This window comes from Agrobacterium radiobacter (genome assembly GCF_040801995.1).
Classification (GTDB): domain Bacteria; phylum Pseudomonadota; class Alphaproteobacteria; order Rhizobiales; family Rhizobiaceae; genus Agrobacterium; species Agrobacterium radiobacter.
Genome location: NZ_JBEGHX010000001.1, coordinates 1,013,255 through 1,027,634 on the forward strand (window position 1 = coordinate 1,013,255; position 14,380 = coordinate 1,027,634).

Sequence of the window (14,380 nt, forward strand, 5' to 3'; positions counted from 1 at the left end):
GCATGTCTTGTGCCGTGCACGGAAAATCGCTGCGGCGCATTCAAGCCCGAGGAACGCATAATGAAGACTCTCCTGACGCAAATCTTCACCTGGTGGAATGGCCAGACGATCGGAACGCGGTTTCACACCTGGCGTTTCGGCAAGAAGGTCGGGCAGGACGAGTTGGGCAACACCTATTACGAAGGCGGCACCACCTCCTGGGGCATGCCGCGCCGGTGGGTGATCTATAATGGTTATGCCGAAGCTTCCGCCATTCCGCCCGGCTGGCATGGCTGGATGCATTACCGCACCGACGTGCCGCCAAGCCAGGAAAGCTACGTTGCGCGCGAGTGGCAGAAGCCGCACCAGCCGAACCATACTGGCACGTCCAAGGCCTATCGGCCTCAGGGATCGCTGGCTGTTGCCGGCGAGCGCCCGCGTGTGACCGGCGACTACGACGCCTGGACCCCTGGCAACTAAGCTTTTGTGACGCGCGGTGTTGTGCAAAACACCGCGCTTGCATCTGGCCTCACCGGTTTTTGCCACATTCCGCCCTTAGGCGTTGATCCGGTCGGCATCGCGACACAGGCAAATTTTGGAGACCACTATATGAGGAAAATCACGCGGGATCGTTCTTTGCGTGCGCTGACAGTGTCGCTGTTTGCGGCGGTCTCTGCTGTTCTCCTCGTGTCGCCCGTCTCCGCCGCTCGTCTGGAGAACCGCGTCGCCGTGTTTTCCGGCATCGACAAGATCACCGGCCGCATCACCTCCTTCGATGTCTATATCGATGAGACTGTGCAGTTCGGCGCGCTTCAGGTGACGCCGAAGGTCTGTTATTCCCGCGACCAGACGGAAACCCAGAAGATCGACGCTTTTATCGAGGTCGATGAGATCACGCTTGATCGCAAGATAAAGCGGATTTTTACGGGCTGGATGTTCGCCGACAGCCCCGGTCTCAATGCCGTGGAACACCCGATCTACGACGTGTGGCTGACAGGCTGCAAGCAGGACTCGGAAGTTCCTGCTCCCTCTACGGCAAGCAAGTAATTTAACCGACGACCGTGCCTATTTCTGGCGTCTGAGCTTCTCCGCCAAATCGGCCAGGGCTTTGCTTTTGCTTTCCAATTGTTCGATCATTTCTTCCCGCGTCAGTTCGGGGTCAATCGCGATCGGCACGGTGAACTTATTTGGTCGATCGCCAGCGGGAGGTGAGGGGAATCTGATTTCAGAAAATGCCCTCTTCACGGCCGTTCGGGTTTGATAGGTGCTATCCCTTACGTTTTTGACTTGAACGGCCTGTATTTTCCCCGCCGGGTCAACGCGGAAAGTAACAAGGAGGACCTGCCGCTTGTTTGTCCGCACGACCTTGAATTCCGGGCGGCCGGTTGTGCCCGTCAAGGCTCGGGAAACTTCGTTTCGCCAGGCGGCCAGCGGGTTCGGGAGCTGTTCAGCAGCGGTGACATTCACCGCCAGCGTCAGCATCAATAACAAGGCCGCAATCCAGCGCATGACCAACCCCCGATGAATAAAATATCATGACCGGATAAGTCATGTTTTTGAGGGTTGCAAGCAAAATCTCAGGTTGTTTTCAGCGTGGATTTTCTTGCGCAGGCAAATTTTCGAAGGGCACATCCGGCCTATCGACAGCCGCTTCCAGTATCGTTGCATATTCCGACTTTGGAATATCGATTGCCCCGAATGTCTTTAAATGTTCGGTCGTAAATTGCGTGTCGAGCAGCGTAAATCCCTGCTGCCGCAAACGCTCCACCAGATGTACGAGGCATATCTTCGATGCATTGGTGCGGCGGGAAAACATGCTCTCGCCGAAGAAGGCGGCGCCAAGCGAGACGCCGTAAAGCCCGCCGACAAGCTCTTCGCCCTCCCATGCCTCGACACTGTGCGCATGGCCGATCTGGTGCAACTCGGTATAGAGCCGGCGGATGGTGGCGTTGATCCACGTGCTTGGTCTATCTGGCGCTTCCGCCGCGCATCCGGCCGTGACAGCTTCGAAGGCAGTGTTGAAGCGTATCTCGAACGGCTTCCTGCGCATCGCCTTGGCGAGGCTTTTGGAAATATGGAAGGAGGTGAGGGGGATGATACCCCTAATCTCCGGCTCGACCCAGAAGAGCTCGGGATCGTCAGCCGAATCGGCCATGGGAAACAGGCCGGCGGAATAGGCGCGCAGCAGAATATCGACCGTTATGCCGTTGTTTCTACTGCGACGCCCAACCATGGCGTCTTAGTGAGACGCGTCACCGGCCAGGTATTTCTCCAGCCAGTGAATGTCGTAATCGCCCTTCAGAATATCCTCGTTTTCGAGGAGGTCCTGGAAAAGCGGCAGCGTGGTCTTGATGCCGTCGACGACGAACTCGTCCAGCGCCCGACGCAGACGGCGGATGCACTCGTCACGGTCGCGGCCGTGAACGATCAGCTTGCCGATCATGCTGTCGTAATAGGGCGGGATCTTGTAACCCTGATAGGCGCCCGAATCGACGCGCACGCCAAGACCGCCCGGCGTATGGAAATAGGTCAGCGTGCCCGGCGAGGGAACGAAGGTGCGCGGGTCTTCGGCGTTGATACGGCATTCGATGGCATGGCCATGGAATTCGATATCAGCCTGCGTGACCGACAGACCCTGGCCCGAAGCGACCCTGATCTGTTCCTGCACGAGATCCATACCGGTGATCGCTTCCGTGACCGGATGCTCCACCTGAAGACGGGTGTTCATTTCGATGAAATAGAACTCGCCGTTTTCATAAAGGAACTCGATGGTGCCTGCACCGCGATATTTCAGCTTGCGCATGGCGTCGGCGCAGATTTCGCCGATCTTCATGCGCTGTTCGACGGTCAAAGCCGGCGAATTGGCTTCTTCCAGCACCTTCTGGTGACGGCGCTGCAACGAGCAATCGCGTTCGCCAAGGTGAACGGCATTGCCTTCGCCATCGCCGAAAACCTGCACTTCGATATGGCGCGGCTTGCCGAGATATTTTTCCATGTAGACGGCGTCGTTGCCGAAGGCTGCTGCCGCTTCGGAACGGGCAGTCGCAACCGCCTCTTCCAGATCGGCCTCGGTCTTCGCCACCTTCATGCCGCGACCACCGCCGCCCGCCGTCGCCTTGATGAGGACTGGGAAGCCGATCGTGCGGGCAATTTCGAGCGCGTTTTCAGGCTTCACTTCGCCATCAGAGCCGGGAACGACGGGAATGCCGAGTTCCTGCGCCGTCTGCTTGGCGGTGATCTTGTCGCCCATGATGCGGATATGTTCGGCGGTCGGTCCGATGAAGGTGATGCCGTGTGCGTCGAGAATATCGGCGAACTTGGCATTTTCCGACAGGAAGCCGTAACCGGGGTGAACCGCGTCCGCACCTGTTATTTCGCAGGCCGCAACGATCTGGTGGATGTTGAGGTAGCTGTCACGCGAGGGCGGCGGGCCGATGCAAACGCTTTCGTCGGCAAGGCGCACATGCATGGCGTCTGCGTCGGCCGTGGAATGTACGGCTACCGTCGGAATGCCAAGCTCTTTCGCGGCGCGCAGGACGCGTAGCGCGATCTCGCCGCGGTTGGCTATGAGGATCTTCGAAACCATGCTGAACCGCCTTTATTCGATGACCACGAGGGCTTCGCCATACTCCACGGGCTGAGCGTCGTTGACGACGATTTCCACGACCTTGCCGGACTTGGGAGCCGGGATCTGGTTCATGGTCTTCATGGCTTCGACGATGAGAATGGTCTGGCCTTCCTTGACGGTCGCGCCCACTTCGATGAAGGGACGTGCGCCCGGGGCAGGCGAAAGATAGACCGTGCCGACCATCGGCGAGGACACGGTGTTGGCCGGGTTACGGGCCGGTGCTGCTGCCGCTGCGGGAGCAGCAGGTGCGGCCATTGCCGGCGCGGCGGCCGGGGCAGGTGCCGGCGCATAAGCGGCGGGCGCTGCAGCATAGACCGTGGCGGGAGCGGGAGCGGCGCGGGAGACGCGGATGCGCAGGTCTTCCTGCTCCACTTCGATTTCCGAAAGGTCGGTATCGTTGAGGATATTCGCGAGCTCGCGGATCAGTTCCTTGTCGATACCCTGTTTCTTTTCAGACATGACAAACCCTATTCTTTGTTTCTTTTTATGCCGTGATGTTTTTCAGCGCGTGAAGCGCCATGATATATCCATATGGTCCAAAACCGCAGACCATGCCCTTCGCCGCGGGTGATACCATCGATTTGTGACGGAACTCTTCCCGGGCGTGGATGTTGGAAATGTGCACTTCCACGACGGGCGTGGAAATCGCGCGAATGGCGTCATGCAACGCGATCGACGTGTGGCTGTAGGCGCCGGGATTGATGACGACGCCCGCCGCCCGCTCGCCCGCCTCCTGCAACCAGTCCACCAGCACGCCTTCGTGGTTGGACTGGCGGAATTCCACTGCGAAACCGAGATCGGCACCGGCCGCAAGACAATCATTCTCGATGTCCTTCAGCGTCTTGCCACCATAGATACCCGGTTCCCTTTTTCCCAGCATGTTGAGATTGGGGCCGTTGATGACGATGATGATGTTGCTCATTCACGTTTCCATAAGAAAATCAGCGACACCTATAGACTGCGCAGACGTCAAGGAAAAGCCCCCGCAAGCCGTAAACAGCCCGCTTGGCGGGCATCTCACAGGGAATGCAGTGGCTTTTTTAGCAATCAGGAGCAGGTGGCTTTTCCACAGCTGCGCATATTGGCGATTTTTTCCTTCAGCGGGTCGGCACCGACCGCGCCGAAAACCGCTTCGTCGCCGACGATATAGGACGGCGTTCCGGTGATGCCGAGGCTGGTTGCCAGCTTGTAAGTCTCCTGCACCTGCTCGTCATTGGGGTTTTCCGCCATCGATTTGCGGATGTCGGCTTCCTTGAGACCGAGCGAGGTCGCGACTTCCATGGCGCTGTCTTCATTCGCCCGTCCGCGGCCACCGAGCAGGGTGCGCTGGAACTCGGGGTACTTGGCCGGAGCAAGCAGTTTGACGGCGTTGGAAACGCGGTGCGCGGCGACCGATTCCGGTCCCAGAATCGGGAACTCCTTAAGGACGACGCGCACCTTCTTGTCGCCCTTCAGGATTTTATCCATGTCAGCCATGGCGCGTTTGCAATAACCGCAATTGTAATCGAAGAACTCGACCAGCGTGACGTCGCCATCCGGATTGCCGAGCGCCAGATCGAATTTCGATTCGAAGATGGCCTTCTTGTTGTCGGCGACGGCTTCCGCCGCCTTGGCGTTACGCGTCGCATATTGCTTGCGTTCAAGCGCATCCTGAACCTCGAGCATGATTTCCGGGTTCTCGATGAGATATTGCTTGATGAACTCGCCCATTTCCTTCTTCTGCTGCTCATCGAGCGCATGGGCGGGCAGGGAGGCGAATACCGTCGAAAGGGCCGTCACGCTGGCGAGAAGGGTGGAACGGAGAAAATGCGCCATATCGGTCCTCATTCTGTGCGGCCGGAGCCTCTTGAAATCTTATGAAGGCAATTACCTTACTTTAAGCCAAATGCCATACGGCAAAAATACTTGTCCGCATTATGATCGCATGATTGTGAAGATTGTGATTCTGCGGCAAGTCTCTGAAATACGGTTCAGGAAAGAGCATGCCCTTGATCACGATGTCGAAGCGGAGCGCAGTCGAACCCTTTCACGCCATGGATATTCTGGCGGAAGCGAACAGGCGCAGGCAGGCGGGACGCCCCGTCATTTCCATGGCGGTCGGCCAGCCCTCCCATCCCGCGCCGAAAGCGTCGCTCGAAGCCGCTGAGGCCGCGCTGAAACACGGGCGGATCGGTTATACCGATGCGCTCGGCCTGCGCGAATTGCGTGAGGCGATCGCCGGCCATTACCGGCTGCGTCACCAGGTCGCCATCGATCCGGGCCGCATCGCGGTGACCACCGGTTCGTCTGCTGCCTTCAATCTCGCCTTCCTCAGCCTTTTCGATGCCGGAGACCATGTCGCCATCGCGAGGCCCGGCTATCCCGCCTATCGGAATATTCTCAAGGCGCTCGGCCTTAATGTCGTGGAAGTGCCGGTCACGGCCGAAACCGGTTATACGCTGACGCCGGCAAGCCTCGAACGCGCGGAAACAAGAGCCGGCTGCAAGCTGAAGGGCGTGCTTCTGGCAAGCCCGGCCAATCCGACTGGCACCGTCACCGGCCGCGAGGCGCTGAAGCGGCTGGCGAGCTATTGCGAAAGCCGCGACATGGCTTTCATTTCCGACGAAATCTATCACGGTCTGACCTTCGTCGGCGAAGAGACGAGCGCGCTCGAAATCACCGATAATGCCGTGATCATCAATTCCTTTTCCAAATATTATTGCATGACCGGCTGGCGCATTGGCTGGATGGTGCTGCCGGAGAATCTCGTCCGTCCGGTCGAGTGTCTGGCCCAGAGCCTCTATATTTCCCCGCCGGAACTTTCGCAGCTTGCGGCGACTGCAGCCTTTTCGGCGGCGGAGGAACTGGATGTCTACAGGGAAAGCTATCGCACCAACCGCGATTTCCTGATGGCGCGCCTGCCGGAAATCGGCCTGCCGCTGGCATCGCCCATGGATGGCGCTTTTTACGCCTATGTCGATACAAGCCGCTTCTCCAACGACAGCATGGATTTCGCCAAGCGCATGCTGGCGGAAATCGATGTGGCGGCGACGCCAGGCATGGATTTCGATCCCGAAGAAGGCCATCGCGCGCTGCGCATTTCCTATGCGGGTTCCGTGTCTGACATTGCCGAGGCCGTTGGACGTATTGCCGGCTGGCTGAAATAAGCCCGGATCATCCGCTCGGGGAGATCAGGCGGGTGTGCAGCTAAAGGTGCTGTTGAATGCCTTTTCACCCTTTGCGGTGAAGGTCAGCACCCGGCCGTTTCCGCGCCGCAGCCAGTCACGCTGCTGCATGGCTTCCAGAAGAGACGCGCCAAGCCCGCCGCCGAGGTGATGGCGGCGTTCGCTCCAGTCAAGACAATGCAGGCAGACCGGGCGGCGCGCCTTTTCCAGTGGCGAAAGGTCGATGCCGAAGCTCGAGAAGAAGTCACGTCCGCTATCCGTTAGGGCAGGATCATCACCTAACGTCACGAGCCCCTTCGCGGTAATAGCGGCAAGCAGCGCCACGCCGCTTTCTCCGGCCAGATGGTCGTAGCAGATGCGCGCTTCACGCAGAGCCTTGTCCTTCGGTCCGGTGCGGACGCGGATTGCCCCTGTGCGTTGGGCAAGGCCCATAAGCGCTTCCAGAACCTGTGCAACATCCTCGTCTGATAGACGGAAGTAACGATGCCGCCCCTGTTTTTCTGCCTTCAATAATTGTGCTTCTGAGAGTTTGGACAGGTGCCCGCTCGCGGTCTGCAGGGTTACACCAGCGGCTTCCGCAAGCTCGCTTGCGGTGAGCGCGCGCCCATCCATCAGCGCCGTCAGGATATTGGCGCGGGCAGGGTCGCCGATCAGGGCGGCGACGTTGGCGATGAGAGGTCCGTCTTTCATACTTCGATGATAGCCGAAGCATTGATGCTAGGCAATAGCGTAAAAAGATGCGGCAGAACACTAAGGAGAGTGACGATGCTGACCTGTTTCATCCGCTACGAGATCGACCCCTTCAAGGTCGATGCCTTCGAACAATATGCCCGCAACTGGGGTGAGGCGATCCCACGCTGCGGCGCCGATCTCATTGGTTATTACGCACCGAAGGAGGGATCGAGCACGATCGCCTATGGTGTTTACAACATCGAAAACCTCGCCGCTTACGAAGCCTACAGGGCGCGTCTTGCCGCCGATCCGGCCGGGCGGGAAAATTATGAATTCGCCCGGCGCGAGCAGTTCATCCGCCGCGAGGACCGGCTGTTTCTACGTCTTGCTTCCGCCCCGCATGCCGGAGGCGGGCAATGATCGCCGTCATCTTCGAGGTCTGGCCGGCCGACGGCGAAAAACAGCATTATCTCGATATCGCCGCCAGCCTGCGGGCGGGGCTCGAAACCATTGATGGGTTCCTCTCCGTCGAACGGTTCCAGAGCATCAGCAATCCGCAAAAGATGCTGTCCTTGTCGTTTTTCCGGGATGAGGAGGCGGTGAAAGCGTGGCGCAATACCCCGCCGCATCGCACTGCGCAGTCGCTGGGCCGGTCCGGTGTTTTTTCCGATTATCGCCTGCGCATCGCGCATGTGATGCGCGACTACGGCTTGCAGGACAGGGAGGAGGCGCCAGCCGACAGCCGTGTAGCGCATCCGGCAGAAGGAAGTGTGTCAGGCTGACATTTCCAGCATCAGTTTTTCTGCACGCCGCTCCAAGTCTTTCTGGTTCGAACTCGTCTTTGAAACCCGTTATAGATGGGGCACTTTATGGATGAAGGCCTGGAAATGGAGAAAACGATGTCGGCAGAAAAAGTGGCGATTGTAACGGCGGGCGGCAGCGGCATGGGTGCGGCTGTGGCAAAACGCCTGGCCGCGGACGGTTACAAACTGGCGATCCTGTCATCCTCCGGCAAGGGAGAGGCGCTGGCAAAGGAACTGGGCGGCATCGGGGTCACCGGTTCCAACCAGTCCAATGACGATCTCCAGCGGCTGGCGGACAGGACACTCGAAACATTCGGCCGCATCGACGTGCTGGTGAACAGCGCCGGGCATGGCCCGCGCGCCTCCATTCTCGACATTACCGACGAGCAATGGCACACGGGCCTCGATGTCTATCTGATGAACGTCATCCGCCCGACGCGTATCATCGCGCCCGTCATGGTGAAGCAAAAGGCGGGCGCGATCGTCAATATCTCGACGGCCTGGGCTTTTGAACCGAGCAGCATGTTTCCGACATCCGCCGTGTTCCGCGCCGGCCTTGCCTCCTACACCAAGATATTTGCCGATACCTACGCGGCCGACAATGTGCGTATGAACAATGTGCTACCCGGCTGGATTGACAGTCTGCCGGCCACGGAAGAACGCCGAGAGGCCGTGCCGATGCAGCGTTACGGCAAGAGCGAGGAAATCGCCGCCACCGTAGCATTCCTTGCGTCGGAAGGGGCGGGGTATATTACCGGCCAGAATATCCGGGTTGATGGTGGCCTGACGCGGTCTGTTTGACGGCCTGGCCTTCCCAACTCTCATCCCTGTGCTTGTCACAGGGATCCAGCAAGCCCAAGTCCTTGGGCTGAAAGGACTCTCCCGCCACGCGGACGCGCGTCGACTGGATTCCTGTGACAAGCACAGGAATGAGGAAATGTCAGCGGGTCAAGAAAACGCCCGTTCTTTGCATCGACAAAACAAAACGCCCGCAACGATGTTGCGGGCGTTTTTCATTCAGTCTTTCATCTCTCAGAAGAAGCCTTTGCGCTGCCACCAGCCGCCCTTGCGCGGCTTCGGCTCGTCGCCATCGGGGTTCGGCGAAGACGAGGTCACCACCGGCTCCGAACTGGAGACATTGCTGCCCCGGTTGGCGCGGACTTTTTCTTCCGTGGCCGGTGCTTCCGCTTCCGGAGCCAGATCGGCCGAAGCCTCACCAGCTTCTTCAACCGCGACCTCGGCGACTGTTTCCTCGACGATCACCGGCTCCACCGTTTCAACGGCTTCAGCTTTCGGCGCTTCCTCGGTTTCAGTCTTGACCTTCGCCTTGCGGGTGCGGCGTGGCTTCTTCGGCACTTCCTCTTCCGCAACCTCGGCAACCACACCTTCCACCGCGGCGGCGGCGGTCGGTTCTTCGGTTACAGATGCTTCAACGGAAACCTCTTCGCTTTCGCTCTCACCTTCAGCTTCCGAGCCGGCAGCATCAAGAGCTTCGTCTTCCGCACGGTTGCGGCGTCCACCGCGCTTGCCGCGACGGCGGCGCTTGCGCTTGCCATCCTCTTCGGAACCTACTGCTTCCGCTGCACCGTTTTCGTTTTCAGCATCGGCCTCATCGGTTTCGATGCCATCGTCGTCACCTTCGGCATCATCGCCTTCCGCATCGCCGGACTGGGCGTCGAGCGCACCGTTCTGGTCGCCCTGGCCACCCTTGCCGCGACGGCGACGACGACGCTTGCGCTTGCGCTTGCCTTCTTCACTATTGTCGCCCTGTGGCTGCTGCTGGCGTGGCTCGGAGGTCTGCGCCTTGACGATTTCTTCCTCGTCTTCGTCCTCTTCCACCTCGGCGACGAAATCGTCTTCCTCTTCCACGAAGCTCGGCAGCATCTGGATGAGGCTTTCGATCTTCACCGGATTTTCGACGGCTTCACCACGGTCGATGGCGAAATGCTGCGCGCCGACGCCGGCGTCAGCAGCGATGATAATGGACACGCCGAAGCGGCCTTCATAATCGACGATCGTGCCGCGCTTGTGGTTGAGCAGGTAAAGCGCCGTTTCCGGCGTGCAGCGCACCGTGATGTTATGCGTGGTGTTGCGCAGCAGATATTCCTCGACGCCGCGCAGAACATGCAGGGCGATGGAGGATTCCGAGCGGACATGACCCGTGCCGCCGCAATGCTGGCAGACCTGCGTGGTCGATTCCAGCACCGAAGCGCGGATGCGCTGGCGCGACATTTCCAGAAGGCCGAAATGCGAGATGCGGCCGACCTGGATGCGGGCGCGGTCGTTCTTCAGGCAATCCTTGAGCTTCTTCTCGACGGAGCGGTTGTTGCGCTTTTCTTCCATGTCGATGAAGTCGATGACGACAAGACCGGCAAGGTCGCGCAGGCGCAGCTGGCGCGCCACTTCTTCCGCAGCCTCGAGGTTCGTCGTCAGCGCGGTTTCCTCGATAGAATGCTCGCGCGTCGAACGGCCGGAGTTGACGTCGATGGAAACCAGCGCTTCCGTCTGGTTGATGATGAGGTAACCGCCGGACTTCAGCGTGACCTGCGGCTGCAGCATCCGGTCGAGCTGGGCTTCGATACCGGAGCGCGAGAAGATCGGATGAATGTCGCGGTAAGGCTGAACCACCTTGGCGTGGCTCGGCATCAGCATCTTCATGAAGTCTTTGGCTTCACGGTAGCCTTCTTCGCCCGAAACGATGATCTCGCCTATATCCTTGTTGTAAAGGTCGCGGATCGAACGCTTGATGAGCGAGCCTTCCTCATAAACGAGGCAGGGGGCCGTGGAGTTCAGCGTCAGCGTGCGGACGTTTTCCCACAGGCGCATCAGATATTCGAAGTCGCGCTTGATTTCGACGCGGGTGCGGTTGGCGCCTGCGGTACGCAGAATGACGCCCATGCCCTGCGGAACCTCCAGATCGCGCGCGATTTCCTTCAGGCGCTTGCGGTCGGTCGGCTGGGTGATCTTGCGGGAAATACCACCGCCGCGCGCCGTGTTCGGCATCAGCACGGAATAACGACCGGCAAGCGACAGATAGGTGGTGAGTGCGGCACCCTTGTTGCCGCGTTCTTCCTTGGCCACCTGCACCAGAAGGATCTGACGGCGCTTGATGACTTCCTGAATGCGATACTGCTTGCGCGGCTTGCGGGCGACGCGGTCCGGAACTTCTTCCATGGCGTCTTCGGCGCCGACGGATTCGATCACTTCCTTTTCGTGATGATCGTCATCATCGTCGTCATCATCGTCATTGCCACGACGAAGACCTTCGACTTCCTCGGAAATCGTGTCGGTGTCGACCATGGCGGCCATTTCGCCACCGGTGCTGCCGTCGTCTTCGGAGGAGGCTTCGGCGGCCGCTGCGGCTTCTTCTTCGGCGGTCTTCTTCTTCGCGCGGGGGCGGCGGGTGCGCTTCTTCGGCTTTTCTTCCTCGGCGGGCGCTTCCACGGCTACGGCCTCGACGGCGGTTTCCTCGGAAACCTCTTCCGCGACAGGCGCAGTCTCTTCCACGACGACCGTTTCAGTGGTTTCGCTGGCGGAAACAATGCCGACATCCGGCTGATCCACCTGCGAAAGGTCGATCATGGGGGCGCCGGGCTCGGGTGCATCAGCGGATTCGAAGTCGTCGCTGCGGCGATGATCCTCGGCTTCCGCCTTCAGGAGAGCCTGACGGTCGGCAAGCGGGATCTGGTAATAATCCGGATGGATTTCCGCAAAAGCGAGAAAGCCGTGGCGATTGCCACCGTAATCGACGAAGGCCGCCTGAAGGGAGGGCTCAACGCGAGTGACCTTGGCAAGATAGATATTGCCGCGGATCTGTTTTTTGTGCTCCGATTCGAAATCGAATTCTTCGATCCGGTTCCCACGGACAACGACTACGCGTGTCTCCTCTTCGTGGGAGGCGTCGATAAGCATTTTGTCTGCCATGTAAGCTGTGCTCCTCGGCGCAGCCTTGTTTTATACGAGAACAGGCCCGCCACACGGACGAGCCTTTCATATGAGTGCAAGGATGTGCCGGAAATGAAGTCTCCAGCCGGGCCTCTGTAAACTGGCAGCATCCGGACCGACGGCGAGGCATTTGGCCTGCTCCTGGTATCCGGTTCATGTGAAAACTGCTGCGACATCATTGGCCAGGCGGAACGACAATAATATATAGACCCCTTGGGGTCCGATGAATTTGCTCTCCTCAGAGCAGCGGTGGCAGCGCCACCGGGTAGGTCTCCGGCCACGGCCGGAATTGATCCAGTTTCAGGATAAATGTAACGACGGCAGATGATTGCCCGTTTTGCAGCGCCAGCGTCTTTTCCGATTGGCAGCCGGCGGGCATCTATCCCGTCAACACTTTTAACCCTCATCCGTGTTGTATGTTTTCTCTGTCATAATAGCAATAGGCTGGCTAAATATGCCATATTGTTGGTGGAATTTCCGGGTTAACAATTGGTTCACCAAGGCCTGCGATTGTGGGGCGCAAACGCGCAAACTATCGTACGGCGTGGTTGAAACGGCACTGTTGCCGGCGTTTTTCCGCGCCGTTTATCGAAAATGACTGACATACGGAATTTCTTGAGGACCATGGATTTCACGCGCAACGCAGCGATATCAGGCGGGGCAGGGCGGCTTGGCGCGCGAATCGCGCGGGCTTTGGCGGCTCTGGCATTTTCTGTCGCCGCCTCTGTTTCCGTCGTGCCGGCAGCCCATGCCGTGGAGCCGCTTGTCGCCCATCAGGCGCGTATCATCGGTGATGAGGCGCGCACGCGCATCGTTCTCGATTTTGCGGAAGAGCCGGAATTCGACGTTCACTATCTCGATTCGCCCGCGCGCATCGTCGTGGACTTTCCCGCGGTGAATTTCGCTTTCCCCACATCCGACCTCAAGCCAACAGGTCTTTTCTCGGACATCCGCTTCGGCACCATGGGCCAGAACAGCGCCCGCATCGTGCTGACGGCGAAAAAGCCGGTTCAGGTGACTGTTGCCGAAACGAAGAAGGCTGACGACGGGCAATCTTTCCGTTTCGTGCTCGATGCCGAGATCACCACCAAGGGCAAGTTCGCGGAACTGGTGAAGGATCAGCAATGGCAGGCGCCCGCCCCGGTAACGACTGCCGCGATCACGCCTGACGACAAGACATCGCGTCCTGCGGAATTTGTCATCGCGGTCGATGCCGGTCATGGCGGCATCGATGCCGGCGCCACCGGCGGCACGACGGGCACCGAGGAAAAGGTCATCACTTTGACCTTTGCGAAGGAACTCGCGGAACGGTTGAACCGCGAACCCGGCATCAAGGCGTTTCTGACGCGCGATTCCGATACATTCCTTGCCCTGTCCGAACGGGTGACGATTGCCCGCCAGAACAATGCCAACCTCTTTATATCGCTGCATGCGGATACATTGAAGCAAAAGGGTATCCGCGGCGCGACCGTTTATACATTGTCAGACCGGGCGTCGGACCGGCAGGCGCAGGAACTGGCGGAGCGCGAAAACAAGTCCGACCAGATTGCGGGTGTTGCGGCCTCCAGCGAGCCGCCGGAGGTCGCCGATATTCTTCTCGATTTCACCCGCCGCGAAACTCAGGCCTTTTCGGTGACGCTCGCAGAAAACATCGTCTCATCCTTCGAGGGGCAGGTGGGCCTCATCAACAATCCGCACCGTTATGCCGGTTTCATGGTGCTGCGCGCTCATGACGTGCCGTCGGTGCTGCTGGAACTCGGTTTCCTCTCCAATGCGGAAGACGAAAAGCTGCTTCTCGACGGGGAATGGCGCAAGAAGGTGGCCGATACGCTGGCAACGGCTGTCGGGCGATACCGCGCCAAGGCCATGGCGAACGGCGGCTGAGAAGGTAGCCAGCGGAGCGACGGTGCTGTTGCCGCCCTGCCATTGACCGCCGAAAAGCTGTTCAATTCTTTGGCCTTGCGGACGATTGCGGAGGCGAAGCCCTATTTTACTCACATTCGCCGCGTTACTCGAAGCGCGGATTCGGTGGCGATCCGCAAGCGTCCGCAACGCGATTGCGGGCCTGCCGCCCGGTAACATATCAGCGAATGCTGCCGTATCCGGCTTGTCATCGAAGGTATGGTGTGCAAAACGGCACGCGATATGCAAGGATGCGCCCGTAAATCGTCGGGCGTTGATGGTTACGA

General features: G+C 59.3%; 15 protein-coding genes. 7 read left to right on the forward strand and 8 right to left on the reverse strand.

All coding sequences use genetic code 11. The features are described 5' to 3' along the window. Positions 1-60 precede the first annotated feature (60 nt). Both MRBLRC7O_RS05165 and MRBLRC7O_RS05170 read left to right on the forward strand, forming a co-directional pair. Positions 61-459, forward strand: coding sequence for an NADH:ubiquinone oxidoreductase subunit NDUFA12 (locus tag MRBLRC7O_RS05165; protein ID WP_080866104.1), 399 nt, complete (start codon positions 61-63; stop codon positions 457-459). A gap of 129 nt (positions 460-588) precedes the next feature. Then, a complete protein-coding gene (locus tag MRBLRC7O_RS05170) occupies positions 589-1,026 on the forward strand; it encodes a DUF2155 domain-containing protein (protein WP_026364075.1) in 438 nt (145 codons plus the stop codon). An 18-nt stretch (positions 1,027-1,044) separates the two neighbouring features. Here the strand turns inward: MRBLRC7O_RS05170 and MRBLRC7O_RS05175 are convergent, their stop codons facing one another. From MRBLRC7O_RS05175 to MRBLRC7O_RS05200, 6 genes are all read right to left on the reverse strand, one after another. Beyond that, entirely contained in the window at positions 1,045-1,488 is a 444-nt protein-coding gene (locus tag MRBLRC7O_RS05175) for a hypothetical protein (RefSeq protein ID WP_035212392.1), read from the reverse strand. Positions 1,489-1,567: 79 nt separating this feature from the next. Beyond that, entirely contained in the window at positions 1,568-2,212 is a 645-nt protein-coding gene (gene aat / locus MRBLRC7O_RS05180) for a leucyl/phenylalanyl-tRNA--protein transferase (protein WP_080866105.1), read from the reverse strand. 6 nt (positions 2,213-2,218) lie between these two features. Then, positions 2,219-3,565, reverse strand: a complete 1,347-nt coding sequence (gene accC, locus MRBLRC7O_RS05185) for an acetyl-CoA carboxylase biotin carboxylase subunit (protein WP_003502491.1) — start codon at positions 3,563-3,565, stop codon at positions 2,219-2,221. A 12-nt stretch (positions 3,566-3,577) separates the two neighbouring features. Continuing rightward, positions 3,578-4,066 (reverse strand): acetyl-CoA carboxylase biotin carboxyl carrier protein, encoded by a 489-nt coding sequence (gene accB, locus MRBLRC7O_RS05190; RefSeq protein WP_003502493.1) that lies wholly within the window; start codon positions 4,064-4,066, stop codon positions 3,578-3,580. Positions 4,067-4,091: 25 nt separating this feature from the next. Beyond that, on the reverse strand, positions 4,092-4,529 hold the full coding sequence (aroQ, locus tag MRBLRC7O_RS05195; protein WP_003502495.1) for a type II 3-dehydroquinate dehydratase: 438 nt from the start codon (positions 4,527-4,529) through the stop codon (positions 4,092-4,094). A gap of 125 nt (positions 4,530-4,654) precedes the next feature. Then, on the reverse strand, positions 4,655-5,422 hold the full coding sequence (locus MRBLRC7O_RS05200) for a DsbA family protein (RefSeq protein ID WP_003502496.1): 768 nt from the start codon (positions 5,420-5,422) through the stop codon (positions 4,655-4,657). A gap of 173 nt (positions 5,423-5,595) precedes the next feature. Here MRBLRC7O_RS05200 and MRBLRC7O_RS05205 point away from each other — a divergent pair, with 173 nt between their 5' ends. Further along, positions 5,596-6,753 carry a pyridoxal phosphate-dependent aminotransferase gene (locus tag MRBLRC7O_RS05205; RefSeq protein ID WP_003502497.1) on the forward strand — a complete coding sequence of 386 codons (1,158 nt, stop codon included), beginning with the start codon at positions 5,596-5,598 and terminating at the stop codon, positions 6,751-6,753. A gap of 24 nt (positions 6,754-6,777) precedes the next feature. On the opposite strand, the gene MRBLRC7O_RS05210 is transcribed toward MRBLRC7O_RS05205, so the two are convergent. Continuing rightward, positions 6,778-7,461, reverse strand: coding sequence for an ArsR/SmtB family transcription factor (locus MRBLRC7O_RS05210; RefSeq protein ID WP_003502498.1), 684 nt, complete (start codon positions 7,459-7,461; stop codon positions 6,778-6,780). Positions 7,462-7,536: 75 nt separating this feature from the next. On the opposite strand from MRBLRC7O_RS05210, the gene MRBLRC7O_RS05215 reads away from it, so the two are divergent. From MRBLRC7O_RS05215 to MRBLRC7O_RS05225, 3 genes are all read left to right on the forward strand, one after another. Beyond that, on the forward strand, positions 7,537-7,863 hold the full coding sequence (locus MRBLRC7O_RS05215) for an NIPSNAP family protein (RefSeq protein ID WP_003502499.1): 327 nt from the start codon (positions 7,537-7,539) through the stop codon (positions 7,861-7,863). After that, complete coding sequence (locus MRBLRC7O_RS05220) at positions 7,860-8,225, forward strand: antibiotic biosynthesis monooxygenase family protein (RefSeq protein ID WP_060726165.1); 366 nt, start codon at positions 7,860-7,862, stop codon at positions 8,223-8,225. The genes MRBLRC7O_RS05215 and MRBLRC7O_RS05220 overlap by 4 nt, the downstream gene beginning before the upstream one ends. Before the next feature lie 117 nt (positions 8,226-8,342). Further along, positions 8,343-9,047, forward strand: a complete 705-nt coding sequence (locus tag MRBLRC7O_RS05225; protein WP_003502501.1) for an SDR family oxidoreductase — start codon at positions 8,343-8,345, stop codon at positions 9,045-9,047. A gap of 231 nt (positions 9,048-9,278) precedes the next feature. Here MRBLRC7O_RS05225 and MRBLRC7O_RS05230 read toward each other — a convergent pair whose 3' ends face one another. After that, the gene (locus MRBLRC7O_RS05230; RefSeq protein ID WP_077998399.1) at positions 9,279-12,170 is read right to left on the reverse strand and encodes an Rne/Rng family ribonuclease; all 2,892 of its coding nucleotides are present in this window, start codon (positions 12,168-12,170) and stop codon (positions 9,279-9,281) included. 645 nt (positions 12,171-12,815) lie between these two features. On the opposite strand from MRBLRC7O_RS05230, the gene MRBLRC7O_RS05235 reads away from it, so the two are divergent. Continuing rightward, complete coding sequence (locus tag MRBLRC7O_RS05235; protein WP_003502504.1) at positions 12,816-14,075, forward strand: N-acetylmuramoyl-L-alanine amidase; 1,260 nt, start codon at positions 12,816-12,818, stop codon at positions 14,073-14,075. Positions 14,076-14,380: the final 305 nt, after the last annotated feature.